General features: G+C 69.8%; 18 protein-coding genes. 6 read left to right on the forward strand and 12 right to left on the reverse strand.

Going from position 1 to position 19,440, the window contains the following annotated elements; all coding sequences use genetic code 11:
* Window positions 1-40: 40 nt before the first annotated feature.
* From EV670_RS00770 to EV670_RS00785, 4 genes are all read left to right on the forward strand, one after another.
* Window positions 41-1,192 carry an ABC transporter substrate-binding protein gene (locus tag EV670_RS00770; protein WP_130429919.1) on the forward strand — a complete coding sequence of 384 codons (1,152 nt, stop codon included), beginning with the start codon at window positions 41-43 and terminating at the stop codon, window positions 1,190-1,192.
* 28 nt (window positions 1,193-1,220) lie between these two features.
* Window positions 1,221-2,138 carry an alpha/beta fold hydrolase gene (locus EV670_RS00775; protein ID WP_130429920.1) on the forward strand — a complete coding sequence of 306 codons (918 nt, stop codon included), beginning with the start codon at window positions 1,221-1,223 and terminating at the stop codon, window positions 2,136-2,138.
* Window positions 2,139-2,169: 31 nt separating this feature from the next.
* Window positions 2,170-2,658, forward strand: a complete 489-nt coding sequence (locus EV670_RS00780) for a hypothetical protein (protein ID WP_130429921.1) — start codon at window positions 2,170-2,172, stop codon at window positions 2,656-2,658.
* Window positions 2,659-2,859: 201 nt separating this feature from the next.
* Entirely contained in the window at window positions 2,860-3,309 is a 450-nt protein-coding gene (locus EV670_RS00785) for a hypothetical protein (protein ID WP_130429922.1), read from the forward strand.
* 10 nt (window positions 3,310-3,319) lie between these two features.
* On the opposite strand, the gene EV670_RS00790 is transcribed toward EV670_RS00785, so the two are convergent.
* Both EV670_RS00790 and EV670_RS00795 read right to left on the reverse strand, forming a co-directional pair.
* Window positions 3,320-4,174 carry a glycosyltransferase family 2 protein gene (locus EV670_RS00790; RefSeq protein WP_130429923.1) on the reverse strand — a complete coding sequence of 285 codons (855 nt, stop codon included), beginning with the start codon at window positions 4,172-4,174 and terminating at the stop codon, window positions 3,320-3,322.
* On the reverse strand, window positions 4,174-5,436 hold the full coding sequence (locus EV670_RS00795; protein WP_130429924.1) for an FAD-dependent oxidoreductase: 1,263 nt from the start codon (window positions 5,434-5,436) through the stop codon (window positions 4,174-4,176). The genes EV670_RS00790 and EV670_RS00795 overlap by 1 nt, the downstream gene beginning before the upstream one ends.
* A gap of 175 nt (window positions 5,437-5,611) precedes the next feature.
* Between EV670_RS00795 and uvrA the strand changes: the two genes are divergently transcribed.
* Both uvrA and EV670_RS00805 read left to right on the forward strand, forming a co-directional pair.
* Window positions 5,612-11,323: an excinuclease ABC subunit UvrA gene (gene uvrA, locus EV670_RS00800; RefSeq protein WP_130429925.1), complete on the forward strand. Its 5,712-nt coding sequence runs from the start codon at window positions 5,612-5,614 to the stop codon at window positions 11,321-11,323.
* A 249-nt stretch (window positions 11,324-11,572) separates the two neighbouring features.
* Entirely contained in the window at window positions 11,573-11,884 is a 312-nt protein-coding gene (locus tag EV670_RS00805) for a muconolactone Delta-isomerase (RefSeq protein ID WP_130429926.1), read from the forward strand.
* 225 nt (window positions 11,885-12,109) lie between these two features.
* On the opposite strand, the gene EV670_RS00810 is transcribed toward EV670_RS00805, so the two are convergent.
* From EV670_RS00810 to recN, 10 genes are all read right to left on the reverse strand, one after another.
* Complete coding sequence (locus tag EV670_RS00810; protein ID WP_130429927.1) at window positions 12,110-12,355, reverse strand: hypothetical protein; 246 nt, start codon at window positions 12,353-12,355, stop codon at window positions 12,110-12,112.
* A 43-nt stretch (window positions 12,356-12,398) separates the two neighbouring features.
* Window positions 12,399-13,286 carry a DUF2784 family protein gene (locus tag EV670_RS18955; protein WP_423213555.1) on the reverse strand — a complete coding sequence of 296 codons (888 nt, stop codon included), beginning with the start codon at window positions 13,284-13,286 and terminating at the stop codon, window positions 12,399-12,401.
* On the reverse strand, window positions 13,273-13,857 hold the full coding sequence (locus EV670_RS00825; protein ID WP_130429928.1) for a YdeI/OmpD-associated family protein: 585 nt from the start codon (window positions 13,855-13,857) through the stop codon (window positions 13,273-13,275). Before EV670_RS00825 ends, EV670_RS18955 begins: the two co-directional genes overlap by 14 nt.
* A 22-nt stretch (window positions 13,858-13,879) precedes the next feature.
* A complete protein-coding gene (locus EV670_RS00830; RefSeq protein WP_130429929.1) occupies window positions 13,880-14,281 on the reverse strand; it encodes a nuclear transport factor 2 family protein in 402 nt (133 codons plus the stop codon).
* Window positions 14,281-14,760, reverse strand: a complete 480-nt coding sequence (locus tag EV670_RS00835; protein ID WP_130429930.1) for a GNAT family N-acetyltransferase — start codon at window positions 14,758-14,760, stop codon at window positions 14,281-14,283. The genes EV670_RS00830 and EV670_RS00835 overlap by 1 nt, the downstream gene beginning before the upstream one ends.
* 37 nt (window positions 14,761-14,797) lie before the next feature.
* Window positions 14,798-15,193, reverse strand: a complete 396-nt coding sequence (locus tag EV670_RS00840; RefSeq protein ID WP_130429931.1) for a YciI family protein — start codon at window positions 15,191-15,193, stop codon at window positions 14,798-14,800.
* Between the two features lie 58 nt (window positions 15,194-15,251).
* Window positions 15,252-15,992 carry a DUF4386 domain-containing protein gene (locus tag EV670_RS00845; RefSeq protein WP_130429932.1) on the reverse strand — a complete coding sequence of 247 codons (741 nt, stop codon included), beginning with the start codon at window positions 15,990-15,992 and terminating at the stop codon, window positions 15,252-15,254.
* Between the two features lie 31 nt (window positions 15,993-16,023).
* Complete coding sequence (locus EV670_RS00850) at window positions 16,024-16,665, reverse strand: LON peptidase substrate-binding domain-containing protein (RefSeq protein ID WP_130429933.1); 642 nt, start codon at window positions 16,663-16,665, stop codon at window positions 16,024-16,026.
* Window positions 16,666-16,786: 121 nt separating this feature from the next.
* Window positions 16,787-17,710, reverse strand: a complete 924-nt coding sequence (gene rapZ, locus EV670_RS00855; protein WP_130429934.1) for an RNase adapter RapZ — start codon at window positions 17,708-17,710, stop codon at window positions 16,787-16,789.
* On the reverse strand, window positions 17,710-19,407 hold the full coding sequence (recN, locus tag EV670_RS00860; protein ID WP_207224969.1) for a DNA repair protein RecN: 1,698 nt from the start codon (window positions 19,405-19,407) through the stop codon (window positions 17,710-17,712). The genes rapZ and recN overlap by 1 nt, the downstream gene beginning before the upstream one ends.
* Window positions 19,408-19,440 lie beyond the last annotated feature (33 nt).

Here is a 19,440-nt window from a genome sequence, read left to right on the forward strand (position 1 = left end):
CGGGCGCCGCCCGCCGATTTCCGTAGAGAGAGAGAGACAAATGAAAAAGACAGGTCGTTGGGGAATTCTTCGCACGCAGCTGGCCGCGCTGCTGCTGGCCGCGGCCGGCAGCAGTGCCGGCGCGGCCGGATCCGAGATCGTGATCGGCCAGGTCGCGCCGCTGACCGGCGTGCTGGCGACCACCGGCAAGCAGATGGTGGTCGGCGGCCAGGTCTACTTCGACTGGATCAACGCCCAGGGCGGGGTGCACGGCGCGAAGATCCGCACCATCGTCGTCGACGATGGCTACAAGGTCGACGAGACGCTGCGCCTGACCCAGGAGCTGACCGCCAGGCCCGAGGTGGTCGCGCTGTTCGGCTTTGCCGGCACCGCCAACATCGGCAAGCTGCTGGCCGAGAAGACGCTCGAGCAGGCCGGCATCGCGCTGGTCGCGCCCTACACCGGCGGCGAGCCGCTGCGCTCGCCCTACAACCCGTGGATCTTCCACCTGCGCGCCGGCTATGCCGACGAGGCCGAGCACATGGTCAAGCAGCTCACGACGCAGGGCATCGAGCGCGTCGCGGTGCTGTACCAGAACGACGCCTTCGGCAAGGCCGGCCTGGCCGGCGTCGAGGCCGCGCTGGCCAGGCGCCAGCGGGTGCCGGCGGTCGCCGCCGGCTACGAGCGCAACACGACCGACGTCGAAGAGGCGGTCAGGAGCGTGCGCGCCGCCGAGGCGCAGGCGGTGATCATGATCGCGGTCAACAAGCCGGCCGCGGCCTTCGTCAAGCAGTACCGCGCGGCCGGCGGTGGCGGCCAGCTGTTCAACATCTCGGTGGTCGATCCGGCCGAGCTGGTCAAGCTGGCCGGTGAAGGTGCGGCGCGCGGCCTCGCGATCAGCCAGGTCGTGCCCTATCCCTACGTACCGATGCTGCCGGTGGTGCGCGAGTTCCAGGAGCGGCTGCAGAAGTTCGCGCCGGGCGAGCAGGTCAACTACACGAACTTCGAGGAGTACCTCGGCGCCAAGGTGCTGGTCGAGGCGCTGCGCCGCGCCGGCCCCAAGCCCACGCGCGCCGGGCTGATCCGCGCGCTCGAGTCGATGGAGTCCTACGACCTGGGCGGCATGACGGTCGGCTTCGGGCCGAAGCAGCGGGTCGGTTCGCGCTTTGTCGAGGTCACCGTGATCGGCAGCGGCGGCAAGCTCCGCCGTTGAGCGGGGTGAGGATGATCGGGGAGCGGGGATGAAGTCGAACTACCTGCGCTGCGCGGGTCGCGAGTTGCACTACGTGGAGTGGGGCGCGCCGCAGGCCGAGGTCGTGATCGCCTGGCACGGCCTGGCGCGCACCGGGCGCGACATGGACGAGATCGCGCGCCACCTGTCAGGCGAACGCCGGGCCGCCCCAAGTTCGACTGCTCCCCCTCGGGGGGGCGGACGCCGCGAAGCGGAGGCCTTGGGGGCACCCGACAAGCGGTGGCGAGTCATCTGCCCCGACACCGTCGGCCGCGGCCTGAGCCAGTGGAGCCCGCTGCCGGCGCAGGAGTACTGCCTCGACTTCTACGTTCGGCAGGCGGTCGACCTGCTGCAGCAACTGGGCATCGAGCGCTGCCACTGGCTCGGCACCTCGATGGGCGGCGCGATCGGCACCGTGGCGGCGGCCGGGCCGCTGCGCGGCTGCATCGAGCGCCTGGTGCTCAACGACAACGGGCCGAGCCTGGCGCCCAAGGCCATCGAGCGCATCCGCAGCTATGCCGGCGCGCCGGCGGCCTTCGACACGGTGACCGAGCTCGAGGCCTACTTCCGTAGCGTCTACGCACCCTACGGCTGGCTCAGCGACGAGCAATGGCGCCGGCTCACCGAGACCTCGGTGCGGCGTCTGCCCGACGGCCGCGTGACGCCGCACTACGACCCGGCGATGGCGCAGCAGTTCATCCATCGTCCCGACGACTACGAGCGCTGGGCCGAGTGGGACAGCCTCGAGCTGCCGGTGCTGTGCCTGCGCGGCGAGCACAGCGACCTGCTGCTGCGTGAGACCACCGAGCAGATGCGCCTGCGCGGCCCGCGCGCGGCGGTGGTCGAGATCGCCGACTGCGGCCACGCGCCGGCGCTGAACACGGTGGCGCAGATCGGGCTGGTGGAGAGATTTCTGGCGGGATATTGAGGCAGTGCGCGATGCGCGAGAGAAGCAAGTGTTGCGTGACGTTCAGCACGTCAGTACTGACGCGCAAGGAAATGTCGAGGAAAGGGCGCGCTACCCTGGCGGGCTTCATCAATTGACTTTGGACCGGTCCGTGGCGAAAAGCGCTGTGAACAGAGCAAACATTCTGTTGTCGCTATGCGCTGTCTTCATGTCCGGATGCGCCACTCGCGTCTCCCCGGAGCCTCCGCAAACTGCGGTCGTCTCAGGAAGCAGTTCCAAGGCACAAGTTCACCTGTCACTTGACCAAGGCATTGCCGTCCAGCGGATAACCGCCCTTTCGGTACACCAGGCATCAGCAGGCGGCCGGAGCTTTGTCTTTTACAGAGTGAAGCAAGGCGCCCCGACGGACATCTATCTGATTGCGGTTGAGAACCAAGAGCTGCGCTACTGGGGCTACGTCGACGAGTTCAATCAACAGCCTGACGCAGAGCTGAGGCTTGCTTTGCACTCCATCCTGCCCGGCCTGCTTCCGCCGAAGTAGGCGTGTGATTCGTCAGGCGATCGAAGATCCGCGCGAAGGCAGACCATCGTCAACACCGGGCCGGGACTTCCAGGCCTCCGGTCTATTGCAGCGAAGACCTGCTGTCGTCTTTCCGCTTCGCGCCGGATGCGGATGCGAAGATGCGTACGGCGGCGAAGAAGATCGGCTTAGCCTGATCTGCGTTGCGATCACGCGTTGAACATGCTGTCGACACCCTCACTGTTCTGGATCCGCTGGCTTCAGCTCGCCAGCATCGGCGTCATGCTCTTCGGCCTGGCGATGGTGCTGGCGCCGCTGCTGACGCAGCAGGGCTTCAGTCTGCTGATCTACGGATCGAGCGGCCGCATCGCCGGCTTCGGTGCCGAGGCCGCCGCCTACATCGCCCTAGTCCACGCGGTTCTCGGTGCCGTGATGTTCGGCTGGGGCGCGCTGATGCTGCTGGTGGTCCGCGGGCCCTTCGGTCGCGGTGAGAAGGATGGTTGGCAGATGCTGGCGGTGTCGGTCGCGGCCTGGTTCGTGCCGGACACGACGTTCTCGCTGTGGTCGGGCTTCTGGCAGAACGCGGTGTTGAACCTGGGCTTCGCGCTGCTGTTCGCGGCACCGCTGGCGGCCACCTGGCGCGGCTTTCACGGCGCGCACCGCGCGGCGTAGCTCCGGGCGCTCAGGTCCGGCCCAGTCGGCGCCCGATCCCCTGCAGCGCGCGCCGGCCCCAGTAGCCGCCGAAGTCGGCCGCCAGGCGCAGCCGCTGGCGCAGCGGCAGGTCGGCGCGCAGGATCTCGGTGAGGCAGGCCAGCGTGACCGCGGCGCGCTTGTGCGTGGTCCAGCGCCATGACTTGGACAGCCCCTCGCGGCGCCAGACCTTGTGCACCAGCGGCTGGGGCACGCGCACGAACTCGCCGAGCAGGCTCAGGTGCAGCAGCCAGGGCCAGTCGGCGCAGAACTCGCCGGCCAGGTGGCGGCGCATGCCGCCCACGCGCCGCACCGCCGAGCTGCGCAGCAGGCCGCGGTTGGGCAGCCACCACTGGCTCGGTCGCAGGGTCATCACCGCCAGGCGCGCGCGCGCGCTGGCCAGGCCGTCGAGCGCGCTGAAGCTCATGGTCCGTACCCAGGCCTCGCCCTCGCCGCGCAAGTCGACCACCGCGTCGCTGAAGGCGAGCACCGCCTGCGGGTTGCGCTCCAGCGCCTCGACCAGCGCCGTGACGTAGCCCGGCTCCAACGGGTCGTCGTGGAAGGCGAAGAAGAGGTAGTCGCCGTCGGCATGGCGCAGCAGCCAGTTGACGTTGCCGATCCAGCCCAGGTTGCGCGGCTGCCGGTGCAGCTCGACGTTGGCGCGGCCCTGCGCGAAGCGCTGGCACAGCGCCCAGGTGCCGTCGGGCGAGGCGTCGTCGGCGATCAGGATCTGCAGGTTCGGGTAGCTCTGCGCGGCCAGCGAGGCCAGCGTGGGCTCGATGAAGGTCTCGGCCTTCCAGGCCGGCAGGCAGGCAACCACGCGCGGCAGGCGTTGCCCGTCGTCCATCACAGCGCGCGGATCACCCGCTCGGCCGCCTGGCGGCCGAACATCGGCGCGGTCGTGAGCTTGCCCGGGTCGAGCGAGTGGTAACGACCATGCGAGTTGACGCCGATGCGGGTGCGGTCGTGCAGGCCGCTGGCCGGGTCGTTCACGTCGGTCTTGCCGTAGCCGACGATGACGCCGGCGTCGACCAGCAGCGGCTCGCTCTCGGCCGCGCCGGGGTACCAGGCGTCGATGGCACCGAGCAGCTCGGCGGCAATGGCCCGCGCCGCCTCGGGCGCCAGCGCCGCGCGGCAGGCGGTGTCCCAGTCCGCGGGAGGCGCGATCTCGTGGGTCCAGCCCTTGCAGCCGAGCGGATACCAGGAGAAGTAGGCGCTGCCGTCGTCGCGCACCACCACGTCGCCGTAGGGGCCGAGCACCATCGTCACCGAGGGTCCCTGGCGCAGGCGCTGCGGCAGGCGCGCGATGACGCGGTACTTGAGGCGATGCACCCAGCCCGGCGGCGGCTCGAGCCCGAGGCCGCGATCGATGCGCAGGCGTTCCTCCCACAGGCAGTTGACGACCTGCTCCGCCTCGATCGACCAGGGACCGGCGCTGCCGCCCCCGGCGACGACGAAGCCTGCGCCGTGTGCGCTCACCGAGTCGACGCGGTGGCCGCTGCGCAGCTCGATCAGCGGGTGGGCCGCGATCGCCGCGCGCACCAGCTCGGCGAGCTGGGCGGTGTCGACCGCGAGCTCGGCCGTCTCGAAGGCCGCCGCGAAATGCGCGGTGCGCAGGTGGGGTGCCAGCCGCGCCGGGTCGATGCGGCGGGCCAGGCGATCGGGCCGGGTGCCGAGGTAGTCGAGCGCCGGATCGCGTTTGCGCCGCTCGTCGTAGAGCGCTTGCACGGCCGCGTAGTGGTCCTCGAGCCGATCGGCATCGAGCAGCGAGTCGTGGGCAACCAGATAGTGAAAGGGCGTCGAGAGGCGCAGCGTGTCGGCGACCGGGCCGAGCCAGCGTCGCAGCAGGGCGCCGAACTGCAGCGCCCCGTCGAGCTGCAGGCGGGCGGTGGCGAGCGAGGGGTCGTTGGCGTAGATCAGGCCGAGGTGGATCTTGCCCTCGTTGCGCAGGCTGGCACGCGAGAAGGGCCGCGTGTCGCGCTCGACAAGCCTGACCGGCACGCCCTGCGTGGCCAGCTCCAGCGCGACGCTGGCGCCGGACAGGCCGGCGCCGAGCACGGTCACGCGTGGCTGGTGGTCGTCGCTCCGGCCTTCTCGGATGGCGGCCATGGGTTCTCCCTGGGAACGGGCGGGCGCGAAGCTGCGGCCGCCAGTACCGATGGTCTTGCACTTTGGGCAAATCGCAGTGAGGGCAATCGCCAAGCCGCTGCCGCCGGCGCGCCTTCCGCGCAGAATGTTGGGCCCCGTCCCGGGCCGGCCTTCCGAGCAGTAGCGAGTCCCCTTCATGACCCACGGTCTGATCCGCATCCGCGGTGCGCGCCAGCACAACCTCAAGAACATCGACCTCGACATCCGTACCGGCGAGCTGACGGTGGTCACCGGGCCCTCGGGATCGGGCAAGTCGAGCCTGGTGTTCGACACCTTGTATGCCGAGGGCCAGCGCCGCTATGTCGAGACCTTCTCGGCCTACGCGCGCCAGTTCCTGGACCGGATGGACCGGCCGGCGGTCGACTCGGTCGAGGGTGTGCCGCCGGCGATCGCGATCGACCAGACCAACCCGGTCCGTACCTCGCGCAGCACGGTCGGCACGATGACCGAGCTCAACGACCACCTGAAGCTGCTGTTCGCGCGGGCGACGAATCTGTTCGACCAGCAGACCGCACGGCCGGTGAAGGAAGACGAGCCGGGCGCGGTGTATCGAGACCTGCAGGCGCGTGCCTCGGCGGCGGGCGACCCGCGCCTGATCGTGACCTTCCCGGTCGAGTTGCCGGCCGACACCAGCGCCGAGCAGATCGAGCAATGGCTGGCGGCCAGCGGCTACACGCGGGTCCAGGCCGAGCGCAGCGTGGCGACGCCGTCGGGGCCAAGGAAGGTGCTCGACGTGGTGGCCGATCGCTTTCGCTTCAGCGGCGCCGAGAAGCCGCGCGTGGTCGAGGCCATCGAGACTGCCTTCAAGCGCGGCGGCGGGCGCTGCAACGTCTACGCGAGCACGGGCGAGGAGGGCGCCGAGGCCGAGGTCTGGCGCTACAGCCAGGGCCTGCACTGCCCGGAGAGCGACCGCCGCTACGCCCATCCGCAGCCCTCGATGTTCTCGTTCAACTCGGCCTTCGGCGCCTGCGAGACCTGCCGCGGCTTCGGCCGCGTGATCGGGGTCGATTGGGGCCTGGTGATTCCGGACGAGCGCAAGACGCTGCGCAGCGGAGCGATCAAGCCGCTGCAGACCCCCGCCTGGAAGGAATGCCAGGACGACCTCATCAAGTACGCCGGCGAGGCCGGCATTCCGCGTGACACCGCCTGGAGCCTGCTGACACCGGAGCAGCGTGCCTGGGTGCTCGACGGCACGCCCAACTGGAAGGGTGTCTGGAGCAAGCAGTGGTACGGCATCAAGCGCTTCTTCGAGTACCTCGAGAGCAAGGCCTACAAGATGCACATCCGGGTGCTCTTGTCCAAGTACCGCAGCTACACGCCCTGCGGCGCCTGCGGCGGCGCGCGGCTCAAGCTGGAGTCGCTGCTGTGGCGCATCGGCTCCAGGGACGATGCAGACGCGGCGATGCCCGCGGCCAGGCGCTTCATGCCGGTCGGCGTCGACTGGAGCCGTGAGCAGCTCGAATCACTGCCGGGCCTGAGCCTGCACGACCTGATGCAGCTGCCGATCGACCGCCTGCGCCGCTTCTTCGACAAGCTGAGCTTTGACGACGCGTTGCTCGACGACGCGCTCGAGCTGCTGCTCGACGAGACACGCACGCGCCTGAAGTACCTGTGCGATGTCGGCCTCGGCTACCTGAGCCTCGACCGCCAGAGCCGCACGCTCAGCGGCGGCGAAGTGCAGCGCATCAACCTGACCACCGCGCTCGGCACCTCGCTCGTCAACACGCTGTTCGTGCTCGACGAGCCCTCGATCGGCCTGCACCCGCGCGACATGGGTCGCATCAACCAGGCCATGCTGCGGCTGCGCGACGCCGGCAACACGCTGGTCGTGGTGGAGCACGACCCGGCCGTGATGCTGGCCGCCGACCGCGTGATCGACCTCGGCCCAGGCCCCGGCACCCAGGGCGGCCGCATCGTCTTCGACGGCACGCCGGCCGAGCTCAAGGCCGCCGACACGCTGACCGGCGCCTACCTCGGCGCACGGCGCAGCATCGGCATGGGGCTGCGCCGCATCGTCAACGAGGCGACGCCGAAGCTCATCCTCGAAGGCGTGCGCGAGCACAACCTGAAGAACGTCACGGTCAGCTTTCCGTTGCAGCGGCTGGTCTGCGTGACCGGTGTTTCGGGCTCCGGCAAGAGCACGCTGGTGCAGGACGTGCTGGCCCCAGCGTTGGCACGCCGTTTTGGCAAAGCGACCGAGACACCCGGCGCGTTCGACGCGCTGCATGGCAGCGACTGGCTCAGCGAGGCGGTGTTCGTCGACCAGTCGCCGATCGGCAAGACCGCGCGTTCCAACCCGGCCAGCTACGTCGGCGCCTTCGACGCGATCCGCGTGCTGTTTGCCGACGCGCCGATGGCACGCCAGCGCGGCTACGGCCCCGGCACCTTCAGCTTCAACGCCGGCGACGGCCGCTGCGCCACCTGCGGCGGCTCGGGTTTCGAGCATGTGGAGATGCAGTTCCTGAGCGATGTCTACCTGCGCTGCCCGGACTGCGACGGCACCCGCTTCCGCGCCGAGATCCGCGAGGTGAAGCTGCAGCGCCAGGGCCGCGAGTTCAGCATCAGCGAGGTGCTCGAACTGACGGTGGCCGACGCGGTGCGCCTGTTCGCCGCCGATCGCGAGGTGGTGCGCACGCTGCAGCCGCTGGCCGACGTCGGGCTCGATTACGTCAAGCTCGGCCAGCCGGTGCCCACGCTCAGCGGCGGCGAGGCGCAGCGGCTCAAGCTGGCCGGCTACCTGGCCGAGGCCGCCAAGGCCGGCCCGGCGAGTTCGCAACGCGTGGCGAAGAAGGGCACGCTGTTCCTCTTCGACGAGCCGACCACCGGCCTGCATTTCGACGACATCGCCAAGCTGATGCGGGCCTTTCGCAAGCTGCTCGATGCCGGGCATTCGCTGATCGTCATCGAGCACAACCTCGACGTGGTGCGCGCCTCCGACTGGATCGTCGACCTCGGGCCCGAGGGCGGCGAGGCCGGCGGCGAGTTGGTCGCGGCCGGCACGCCGGACGAACTGATGGCGCATCCGTCATCGCACACCGGTGCCGCGCTGCGCGACTACGCAAAAAGCCTGGGCGACGGCGGCGCGGCGACAGTGCTGCTGGCCGAGGAAGGCCGGCCACTGCAGGCCGTCGTCAAGGCAAAGCGCGAATCGCAGAACGAGGCGATCCGCATCGTCAACGCGCGCGAGCACAACCTCAAGGGCCTGTCGGTCGACATCCCGCGCGGCAAGTTCAGCGTGGTGACCGGCGTGTCCGGTTCCGGCAAGAGCACGCTCGCCTTCGACATTCTGTTCAACGAGGGACAGCGGCGCTATCTGGAGTCGCTGAACGCCTACGCGCGCAGCATCGTGCAGCCAGCCGGGCGGCCCGAGGTCGATGCGGTCTACGGCATCCCGCCGACGGTCGCGATCGAGCAGCGGCTCTCGCGTGGCGGTCGCAAGAGCACGGTCGCGACCACCACCGAGGTCTGGCATTTCCTGCGCCTGCTCTACGTCAAGCTCGGCACGCAGCATTGCCCGGCCTGCACCGCCGATGCCAGCGTCGCGGTGCTGCCGCAGACGCCGGAAGCGATCGCGTCACAACTGCTGCGCGACCATCGTGGCCAGCACATCGGCCTGCTGGCGCCGCTGGTGGTGAACCGCAAGGGCCTCTACACCGATCTCGCCAAGTGGGCCAAGCAGCGCGGCCATTCGCACCTGCGCGTCGACGGCGAGTTCCTGCCGACCGACAAGTGGCCGCGACTCGATCGCTTCAAGGAGCACACGATCGAGCTGCCGGTCGGCGACCTGGTCGTCAGCGCCGAGCACGAGGCCGAACTGCGCAAGCTGCTGGCCAGCGCGCTCGAGCATGGCAAGGGCGTGGCCCATCTGCTCGCGCCGCTAGAAGGCCTGAAGGCGGCGATGGTGGCCGGCGCACCGACCGCGCGCATCGGCCGCGTCAAGGTCTTCTCGACCAAGCGCGCCTGCCCGGCCTGCGGCACCAGCTATCCCGAGCTCGACCCGCGCCTGTTCTCCTACAACAGCAAGCATGGCTGGTGCCCCGACTGCGTCGGCACCGGCCTGGCGCTGACGCGCGAGCAGCGCAAGGCGCTCGACGATTCGGTGCAGGAGGACAACGGCGGCCGCGAACGCAGCTTTGCGGAACCCGAGGTCGAGGACGTGGCCGACGCACCCTGCGAGGCCTGCCACGGTGCACGACTCAACCCGGTGGCGCGCGCGGTGCGCTTCAGAGGCGAGTCGATCGCGGCGCTGGCCGCGCAGAGCGTGGCCGAGTCACGTCAGTGGATCGAGAAGCAGAAGCTCGACGGCCGCGAGGCCGCGATCGCGCGCGACGTGGTCAGCGAGATCAGGAGCCGCCTGAGTTTTCTGGAAGACGTGGGTCTGGGCTACCTCACGCTCGACCGCGCCGCGCCCACGCTCTCGGGCGGCGAGGCGCAGCGCATCCGGCTCGCGGCGCAGCTCGGCAGCAATCTGCAGGGCGTCTGCTACGTACTCGACGAGCCGACCATCGGCCTGCATCCGCGCGACAACCAGGTGCTGCTCGATGCGCTGGCGCGGCTGCGCGAGAACGGCAACACGCTGGTGGTGGTGGAGCACGACGAGGACACGATCCGCCGCGCCGATCACATCATCGATATCGGTCCTGGCGCCGGCAAGCGCGGCGGCCGCGTGATGGCCGAGGGCACGGCCGCGCAGTTGCGTCTGAATGCCGACTCGATCACCGGGCGTTTCCTCAACAAGCCCTTGCTGCATCCGCTGCAGCCGCGGCGCACGGTCGACGGGTCGACGCCGCGGCTCAAGCTGCGCCACGCCAATCTGCACAACCTGCAGGCGGTGGACGTGGCGGTGCCGCTCGGCCGGATGGTCGCGGTCACCGGCGTCTCCGGCTCCGGCAAGAGCACGCTGGCGCGCGACGTGCTGCTGGCCAACGTGCAGGGCATCGTCGCGCAGAAGGCCAGCAAGGCCGGCCGCGACGCGCTCGATGCCGGCAAGCTGCCGCCCTTGCACGGCCTCGGCAGCGTCGACGGCTGGCAGCCGGTCGACCGCGTGCTCGAGGTCGACCAGACGCCGATCGGCAAGACGCCGCGCTCCTGCCCGGCCACCTACATCGGCTTCTGGGACCAGATCCGCAAGCTCTTTGCCGAGACGCTCGAAGCCAAGGCGCGCGGCTACGCGGCGGGGCGCTTCAGCTTCAACACCGGCGAGGGCCGCTGCCCGGCCTGCGAAGGGCAGGGCCTGCGCACCATCGAGATGAGCTTCTTGCCCGACGTGAAGGTGCATTGCGACCAGTGCCACGGCCAGCGTTTCAACCCGCAGACGCTGGAGGTCAGCTGGCGCGGCAAGAGCATCGGCGACGTGCTGCAGATGGAGGTCGACGAGGCGGTGGAGTTCTTCGCCTCGATGCCTTCGATCGCGCACCCGCTGAAGCTGCTGCAGGACGTGGGCCTGGGCTATCTCACGCTCGGTCAGCCCAGTCCCACGCTCAGTGGCGGCGAGGCGCAGCGCATCAAGCTGGTCACCGAACTGAGCAAGGTGCGCGACGACGTCACGCGCCGCGGCAACCGCGCCCCGCACACGCTCTACGTGCTCGACGAGCCCACCGTCGGCCTGCACATGGCCGACGTCGAGAAGCTGATCCGCGTGCTGCACCGCCTGGCTGACGGCGGCCACAGCGTGGTGGTGATCGAGCACGACCTCGACCTGGTGGCCGAGGCCGACTGGGTCATCGACCTCGGGCCCGAGGGCGGCAGTGGCGGCGGCCGCGTGGTCGCCGAGGGCACGCCGGAGCAGGTGGTGGCCAGCGGCTCGCATACCGGGCAGGCGCTGGCGCCGGTGCTGGCGCGCGGCTGATACCGAGCGTTCAAACGCAGAAGGCCGGGCAGGGCCGTTTTCGGCGCATTGCTGAAGTTCAGCTTCGAGCGGCGAACTCGCGCTCCCGACCCGTAGCGGACCTCCAGTATCAGGAGAAGCTGACCTTCGTCAAAGGCACTTAGAGGTCATAGCCTGAAAGGCTGGCCACCCCGACAATCCTGCACCCACTGCCGTGCAAGCCCCTCGCGCCGAGGATGACCTCCGCGGCCCCACCGTTAGGAGTCCACGATGCTCTTTCTAATCCACTTCGAAGTAACCGTTCCTGCCGATACTCCGACGGAGCTGAAAGAACAACTACGTCAGGGCGAACATGCACGCGCCTTTGAGTTCATTGAAGCGGGCAAACTGCGCCGCATCTGGCGCCCAGTAGGCACGGCTGACACCTGCTGCATCTGGGAGGCTGACAGTCTTGAGGAGCTTCATGCCGCGGTACGGTCTCTTCCGCTGTATCCGTACATGAAATTGTCCGTTACCCCTCTCGTTGAACATCCCGTCGCCGTAGCATGGAAAAAAGAGCACGGGCCTATGCCGGCGTTCTGAGGGTAGCGACCTGACACTCGGGCACGTGCGGCTTCTGCAATAGGTCGAGAGCGGCTGCTTTCTGGCATCCACATTGAATGGCTGGTGATGGCCGGGAGGGTGCGTTCGGCGACCAGCATTGAAGGTCAGCAATGCGCCTTCAACGGTCGCTCGCGGCGGCTCGATCCTTCATCGCCGAACACAAGGTCGTGTGGGAGCTTCGCCGGGGGCGTGCCCCGGCTTCGTTCACTGGAAGACCGGGCAGCTTGCCAGCCCGGCCGAGGCCGGGAAGGTGCGGGTCTCGAAGCCGGTGCCGGTGAAGTACTCGCAGACCAGCACGAGCGCCTGCGCGCCCGGGGCCGGCGCCGGTGCCGGCTGCAGCGCGCTCGCCAGGATGCGGGTGCCGCTGACGATGATGAAGAGGTCGAGCAGCACGAAGGACACCAGCGTGCCGATGAGGACGTACTTGAGCCAGGGCTTCTTGTTGTTCATCTGATTGCTTCTGTGGGATCGGAAAGGGAGAAGGACGCCGGCCTCAGGCCGTGCCGTCGAGCACCGCCTGCAGACGGTCGAGGTTCTGTTCGTTGGCGCCGAGGATGAAGCCGCGCAGCGCCGCGTCGTGCGCCTTCTCGAAGCGCATGTGAAAGCGCAGCTCGGTGCCGCCGGGCGCGTCGGCAAAGCTCGCGGTCAATCGGTAGAGATGGTCGCCGAGATGGTCGAAGACGATGCGCTCGTTCGGTAGCAGCTCGACGAAGACGCTGTGGTTGGGGTAGTCGGCGCCGTCCGGCCCGTGCATCACGTAGCGCCAGTGGCCGCCGGGGCTCGGCTCGAAGGCCTCGAAGCTGTTGCGAAAGCCCTTGGGTCCCCACCAGCGTGCCAGTTGCGCCGGGTCGGTCCAGGCTTCGAACAGGCGCGCGCGCGGCACCGCGAAGACGCGGACGTTGAGCACCTCGTGATCGTCGCTGGTGTGGTCGGCCATGACGGCATTCTCCGTGCTGGGCGACGCGTGTCGGCGGCCGCCGCGCAGCGGGCGTGGCGGAAAGATCCACCAGCTTGCCACGACCAGCAGGCCGAACAGCGTGTAGCCAAGCACGAAGACCCAGGCCGGCGCGTCCCAGTACAGCAGGCGCTGCAGCCAGTGCTCGATGAAGCCGCCGCCGTAGGTGGTGGTGCCGGCCTGCGCGCGCAGCCACATCTCGAGCGTTGTCAGCGGACAGACCAGGCCGAGCCAGGCCTCGGCGACGACGACCGCGATCGCGGCCAGGTGCGCGAGCCTGAACCAAAGCGCGTTGACCCAGCGCCAGCCGCGCAGGTTGCCGACGATTACCAGCAACAGCCCGCCGACCACGAACAGCACCACGCCGACATGCAGTATCAGCACCGCATCCGCGAGCAGGCGCAGGGACGTGCTAGATCCGCTCACCGCGTTTCGAGGCCTCGATCAGCCGCTGTAGCCGGCTCTGGCGGGTGGCGGCCTGCTTGGCGCTCGTCACCCACCACAGCAGCTTGTGGCGATAGCTCGGCGGCTGGCGCTCGAAGAAGGTCCAGGCGGCCCGGTCGGCCTGGAACAGCTTCTGCTCGGCCGGCGCCAGCGTGGCGCTCTCGGCCTGCTCGTAGGCGTAGGTGCGCGACTTGTGCTCCACGCGCCGGGCAAAGGCCGCCAGACCAGCGGCCTGCATGCGGCCCTCGGCCTCGAGTGCCGCGACGCGCGCGATGTTGATCGCGCTCCAGGTCGAGCCCGGCTTCCTCGGCGTGAAGCGGATCTGGTAGCGCTGCTCGTCGATGCGCTTGCGCACGCCGTCGATCCAGCCCACGCACAGCGCCTCGTCGACCGACTCAGGCCAGCTCATGCTCGGCTGCCCGCTGCCGACCTTGTGAAAGCCGACCACCAACTCGGTGGCGCTGCCGGCGTTGCGTGCCAGCCAGGCGCGGAAGGCCGCCGCGGTGGCAAAGAAGCGCGGCTCGCCGGGAGCGGCTGGCTTGCTGGCCGGCATCGACAAGCGGACCCGTGCGGAGCTACTGCTGCGACTGCTGCGCCTGCAGCATCGCCGCCATCTTCTGGTGGATCAGGTTGATCGCCTTGAGCGGGCGGATCATCACCTTGAACTCGGTGATCTGGCCGGCGTCGTTCCACTTGATCATGTCGACGCCGTTGACGGCGATGCCGTCGATCACGACCGTGAACTCGAGCACCGCGTCGTGGCTGCCGATCACCTCGCGCACGTAGCGGAACGACTCGTTGAAGAACACGTGGAAGGCCGCCGACAGGTACAGCGTGGTCACCGCCTTGCCGAGCTGCGGCGTGTGCACCACCGGCGAGTGAAAGACCACCTCGTCGGCGAGCAGCGCGCCGAGACCGCGCGTATTGCGGCTCTGCACCAGCTGGTGCCAGGTGGCGATGGGAGTGTTCGAACTCATCAGCAGTCCTTGTTGGTGGGAGGCCGGCGCAACTTGACCAGCGCCAGCTGCTCGGCGCCGATCGTGCCCCAGCGGTAGTCGACGAAACCCAGCTCGCGGTACAGCGCGAGCGCCGGTGCATTCTGCGCGCCGGTCGAGACCGAGAACACCATGCCTTCGCCACGCCGCAGCGCCTCCAGCATCAGCGCGCGCGCGATGCCCTGGCGCTGGTGCGCGGGGTGCACCACCAGCGAGGCGATGCAGATCTGCCCGGGCTCGTCGTCGGGCCCGATGCCGACGACGCCGAGCAGCTCCTGATCGCGTAGCGCGCCGAGAAAGAACTCCCGGCTCGAGCGGATGTCCTCGACCGTGCGATCGAGCGGTGCGAAGTGCCTGACCTGCAGCAACTTGGCCTCCTGCGCGTAGGCGAGCATCAGCACGGCGTGGATGCGCGAGGCCAGCGCGGGTTCGCGGTGATCGAGGGGCTCGATGCGAGGCACGCGCGGGCGGGCCGCGCGGGCCGTGGCTCCCGCTAGCCTATCGGCGCTCACCCGGCGTCTCGGCAGCCAGCGCGAAGGCGCTGGCGCGCGTCGGGTCGACGGGCCGGATCTCGTAGACCAGGCCGCAGGCCAAGCAGGGGTTGTCGGCCGCGATCTGCGCGGCCTCGTCCAGGCTGCCGGCGACGATGAACCAGTAGCCGCCGATCAGCTCCTTGGTCTCGGTGAAGGGGCCGTCGGTCACCGCCTGCCGCGAGACCAACTTGCCCTCGCGCGCCAGGCGCTGCCCGGCCTTGAACCTGCCTTCGGCCAGCAGCCGCTCGTACCAGATGTAGAAGTCGTCGATCGCGCGCTGGATCGCTTCGCGCGGGATGTCGCTGTCCCACTGGCCACGGGAGATGACGAGGTACTCGGAGGGCGAGGTCGGTTCGTTCATGGCTGGCCTCTGGTGGCGGTGCAAGACCGCTGGTGGCGGGGTGTTTCCGGTGGCACTGCTAGTGTGCCGCCCGGGCGCGCCATGAGCCGACTCGCTGCTCCCACTGCCCCAGGTCCACGCCCTTCACGATCAGCCACAGGCAGAAGAACAGCTCGCCGATGAAGGCGGGCACCAGGATGGCCGGGAAGATCGCCGCGGCCAGCGACGGGGCCAGCAGCAGCGCGAAGCTGTTGACCAGGTAGCCGAGTCCGGCAGCCAACATCAGCAGCCCGAGGATTCTCGGGAAGTACCCGGAGCTGAAGATCAGATAGCCCCGAACCAGACACGCGAAGCCGAAGAAGATGAGCCCGATGCCAAAGCCGTGGCCGTGCGCGTTGATCGCCAGGTAGGACAGCGCCTGGAGCTGCTCCGGTGAAAACGCCTTCAGGTAGGCGGCGTTGTCGAGCAGGAAGACCGGAACCAGGAGATTGAGCTTGTTGGCCGCCAGGACGGCGGTCTGGACCAGGTTGAACAGGGTCGCCAGCAGCGCAAGGCCCTCGCTCACCGGCCGCAGCAACAGGTAGAGGATCAGGATCACCGGCACGTCCAGCACGTGCATCAGCAGGTCGCCGGCGACGCCGGCACGCCAGAGGAACGGCGAAGCAGAAATGGCGGCTGCGGTGGCCGGGGCGTCGCCCGAGACGACCAGGGCTCCCCTGACGAAGAGCTCGCCGAAGATGCCGAAGACGATGATCGCCAGGTACAGGATCCCGCCCAGACGCGCGTAGAACTGCGGCGAACGCTCGATGGCAGTGATCATCGTCCGGCGCCGGCTCGCGTTGCGCGAGGGGCTACTGCACCACGCCCTTGCTGCGCAGGAACTCGTCGACCAGCTGCAGCCGTACCTGCGGATCGTCGAGCTCCATCAGCTTCTGCTTGGCCACCATCGGGATCGGCAGGATCTCGCACCAGCGGTTGGCCAGCCAGCCCGCGCTCTCGAAGTTGTAGGGCGCGAGAAAGGGCTCGGTGCCCTGCTGCTTGAGGGCCTGGATCGCGTTGGCCAGGCCCTGCGCCGAGCCGACCAGCGCCGCCGCCGGCAGCACGGCCTCGTCGGCCGGCAGGCGCCGGGCCTGCGCCACCCACAGGCCGTCGGCCTGCTGCTCGGTGCTCAGCGTCTCGAAGCGCTGGGTGCCCTTGCAACGCAGTTGCAGGATGCCGGGCTGGGTGCTGTCGACGCTGAGGATCTCGGCGATGCAGCCGACGCGTTCGAACTCCGCGCCGGCGCCCGAGTCGCCGGCATGGCGCACCTCGCTGCCCTTGCGGATGGCCACGACGCCGAAGCCGCTCTTCTGGCGCAGGCAGTCGGCCACCAGGTCGAGGTAGCGCGCCTCGAAGACCTTGAGGCCGAGCAGTCCGTCTGGGAACAGCACCGAAGTCAGCGGAAACAGCGGCAGCTCGAAGGCACCTTCTTCGGCGAGGCGGGGGTGGATCATCGGTCGGTCGACAGCAAGAAAATCAAATGACGCTCAGCGCAGGGCCGCGGCCGAGCGCCGGGCCGCCCCAAGCCGGGCGCAGCCCCCGCGGGGGCTGCGAACGAAGTGAGCGTGGGGGTCGTCATCGCGCGTCGAGCTCGCGGTGGCGCACCAGCGCTGGAACCTGGCCCCGCAGACGCAGCGCAAGCTGTTCGGCAAACCACACGGAGCGGTGCTGGCCGCCGGTGCAGCCGATCGCCACCGTGAGGTAGGCGCGCTGGTCCTGCTCGAAGGCGGGCAGCCAGCGCGTGATGAAGGCCTCGATCTGGCCGAGCATTTCCATCACCTCGGGCTGTGCCGCGAGGTACTGCGACACCGGCGCATCGCGGCCGGAGAGCGGGCGCAGCTCGCGCACGTAGTGCGGGTTGGGCAACACGCGCACGTCGAAGACCAGGTCGGCGTCGAGCGGCACCCCGTGGCGATAGGCGAAGGACTGGAACACCAGCGTCAGCGAACCGGCGGTGGCCGCCACCAGCTGGCGCACCCAGATGCGCAGCTGCGTCGGGCGCAGGGTGCTGGTGTCGATGACGGTCGAGGCCTCGCGCAGGTCGGCCAGCAGTTCGCGCTCGAGCTCGATGGCGTCGATCAGCGCGCGGGTCGAGGCGGCCTCGTCGAGCTCGCCGGGTTGCGACTCGGCGCTCAGCGGATGGCGCCGGCGCGTTTCGGAAAAGCGCCGCATCAGCGACTCGGTGCTGGCGTCGAGGAACAGCGACCGCACCGCGACGCCCTCCTCGCCCAGCTGCTCGATCAGCGGCAGCAGGTGCGGCAGCGAGCCGCGGCTGCGCACGTCGACCGCGATCGCCAACCGGCGCTGGCTGCGGTCGGCGCGCCCGGCCTCGAGGCGGATGAACTCGCGCAGCAGTTCCGGCGGCAGGTTGTCGACGCAGTAGAAACCGGCGTCCTCGAGCGCATGCAGCGCGACCGACTTGCCCGAGCCGGAGATGCCGGTCACCAGCACCAGCTCGTGCCGGGCGTCGCTGGCGGGCAGGGCCGCAGGCGTGTTCATCAGGCCTTCTCGCGCCTGCGCGGGCTCGGCTTGGTGGCGGCGCCGGCACTCAGCAGCGCCTGCGCGTGCGCGAGGCTGGTGGCGCCTTCGCCGCCGAGCATGCGCGCCAGTTCGCTGGTGCGAGCCGCGCCGGCCACCGGCTGCACGGTGCTGTGGGTGCGGCCGGCCTCGGTTCGCTTGCTGACCACCAGATGATGGTCGGCGCAGGCTGCCACCTGCGGCAGGTGGGTCACGGTCAGCACCTGGCGCTCGGCGCCGAGGCGCTTCATCAGCGCGCCGACCGTATCGGCCACCGTGCCGCCGACGCCGGCGTCGACCTCGTCGAAGATCAGTGTCTGGGCGCCTTCGCCCTGCGCCGCCGCGAGCTCGCTGGTGGTCACCGAGATGGCCAGCGCGATGCGCGACAGCTCGCCGCCCGAGGCCACCTTGGCCAGTGCGCGCGGTGACGAGCCGGCATGGCCGGCGACGCGGAAATCGACGTTCTCCAGGCCGAAGCGCTGCGGCTCGGCAACGGGTTCGAGCGCGGCCTCGAAACGGCCACCGGCCATGCCGAGCTGCTGCATGGCGGCGCTGACCGCGGCGCCAAGCTTGGGCGCGGCGGCGCGGCGCGCCTGCGTCGCGGCCTTGGCCTCGCGCTCGTAGTGGGCGCGCGCGGCGGTGAGATCACGTTCGAGCGTGGCCAGGTCGGTGGCGGCATCGAGCTGCGCCAGCTCGGCCTGCCACTGCGCGAGCAAGGCCGGCAGCTCCTCGGGCGGACGGCGAAAGCGCCGCGCCAGGCTCATCCAGGCCGAGAGCCGCGCGTCGAGCTCGGCCAGCCGCGCCGGATCGAGCTCGCCGTGGCGCAGGCGCGCGCCCAGCGTGTGGGCGGCGTCCTGCAATTGCGCCTGGGCGCTGCGCAGCACCTCGAGCGGTTCGGCCAGCGCGGCGTCGTGCGCGAGCACGCCGTCGAGCGCGTCGATGGCCTGCGCGAGGCGCGCGTCGGCGGCCTCGTCGGCCTCGGTGGTGGCATCGAGTGCGAGTTGCAGCGCGTCGATGATCGACTGCGCGTGGCTCAGGCGCCGGTGCTCGGCCTCGAGCTCGGGCCACTCGCCCTCGGCCGGCGCGAGCTTGGCCAGCTCGTTGATCTGCCAGGCGAGGCGTTCGCGCTCGCGCTCCAGATCAGCCTGCTGCGTGCGGGCGTGGTCGAGCCGGTCGCGCGCCGCGCGCCAGGCGCCAAAGGCGGCGGCCAGCGGCGCGCCGTCGAAGCCGGCGTAGGCATCGAGCAGCGCACGCACCGACTCCGGCCGCGTCAGGCCCTGCCAGGCATGCTGGCCGTGGATGTCGAGCAGTTGCTCGCCGAACTCGCGCAGCTGCGCCACGGTGGCGGCGCTGCCGTTGATCCAGGCGCGGCTCTTGCCCTGGGCGTCGATGGTCCGGCGCAGCAGCAGCGTGCCGTCGTCGCTGTCGATGCCGGCTTCGTCGAGCAGCGCGCGCAGCGCCGGCGAGAGCGCATCGAACTCGGCGCTGACCTCGGCCCTGAGCGCGCCCTCGCGCACCACGCCGGCATCGCCGCGGGCGCCGAGCGCGAGCTGCAGCGCGTCGACCAGGATCGACTTGCCGGCGCCGGTCTCGCCGGTCAGCGCCGAGAAGCCGGCGCTGAACTCGAGTTCGAGTGCCGGCACGATGACGAAGTCGCGCAGGGCGAGGCGTCTCAGCATGATGGGATCAGGGTATCGGTGCGCTCGGCCGGG

This window comes from Rivibacter subsaxonicus, assembly GCF_004217215.1.
GTDB lineage: Bacteria > Pseudomonadota > Gammaproteobacteria > Burkholderiales > Burkholderiaceae_C > Rivibacter > Rivibacter subsaxonicus.

Bases quoted from the DNA above. Each gene is read 5' to 3' on its own strand.
- EV670_RS00770 (WP_130429919.1), top strand. From the start codon at position 41: ATGAAAAAGACAGGTCGTTGGGGAATTCTTCGCACGCAGCTGGCCGCG.
- EV670_RS00775 (WP_130429920.1), top strand. From the start codon at position 1,221: ATGAAGTCGAACTACCTGCGCTGCGCGGGTCGCGAGTTGCACTACGTG.
- EV670_RS00785 (WP_130429922.1), top strand. From the start codon at position 2,860: ATGCTGTCGACACCCTCACTGTTCTGGATCCGCTGGCTTCAGCTCGCC.
- EV670_RS00790 (WP_130429923.1), bottom strand. From the start codon at position 4,174: ATGGACGACGGGCAACGCCTGCCGCGCGTGGTTGCCTGCCTGCCGGCC.
- EV670_RS00795 (WP_130429924.1), bottom strand. From the start codon at position 5,436: ATGGCCGCCATCCGAGAAGGCCGGAGCGACGACCACCAGCCACGCGTG.
- uvrA (WP_130429925.1), top strand. From the start codon at position 5,612: ATGACCCACGGTCTGATCCGCATCCGCGGTGCGCGCCAGCACAACCTC.
- EV670_RS00805 (WP_130429926.1), top strand. From the start codon at position 11,573: ATGCTCTTTCTAATCCACTTCGAAGTAACCGTTCCTGCCGATACTCCG.
- EV670_RS00810 (WP_130429927.1), bottom strand. From the start codon at position 12,355: ATGAACAACAAGAAGCCCTGGCTCAAGTACGTCCTCATCGGCACGCTG.
- EV670_RS00825 (WP_130429928.1), bottom strand. From the start codon at position 13,857: ATGCCGGCCAGCAAGCCAGCCGCTCCCGGCGAGCCGCGCTTCTTTGCC.
- EV670_RS00830 (WP_130429929.1), bottom strand. From the start codon at position 14,281: ATGAGTTCGAACACTCCCATCGCCACCTGGCACCAGCTGGTGCAGAGC.
- EV670_RS00840 (WP_130429931.1), bottom strand. From the start codon at position 15,193: ATGAACGAACCGACCTCGCCCTCCGAGTACCTCGTCATCTCCCGTGGC.
- EV670_RS00845 (WP_130429932.1), bottom strand. From the start codon at position 15,992: ATGATCACTGCCATCGAGCGTTCGCCGCAGTTCTACGCGCGTCTGGGC.
- EV670_RS00850 (WP_130429933.1), bottom strand. From the start codon at position 16,665: ATGATCCACCCCCGCCTCGCCGAAGAAGGTGCCTTCGAGCTGCCGCTG.
- rapZ (WP_130429934.1), bottom strand. From the start codon at position 17,710: ATGAACACGCCTGCGGCCCTGCCCGCCAGCGACGCCCGGCACGAGCTG.
- recN (WP_207224969.1), bottom strand. From the start codon at position 19,407: ATGCTGAGACGCCTCGCCCTGCGCGACTTCGTCATCGTGCCGGCACTC.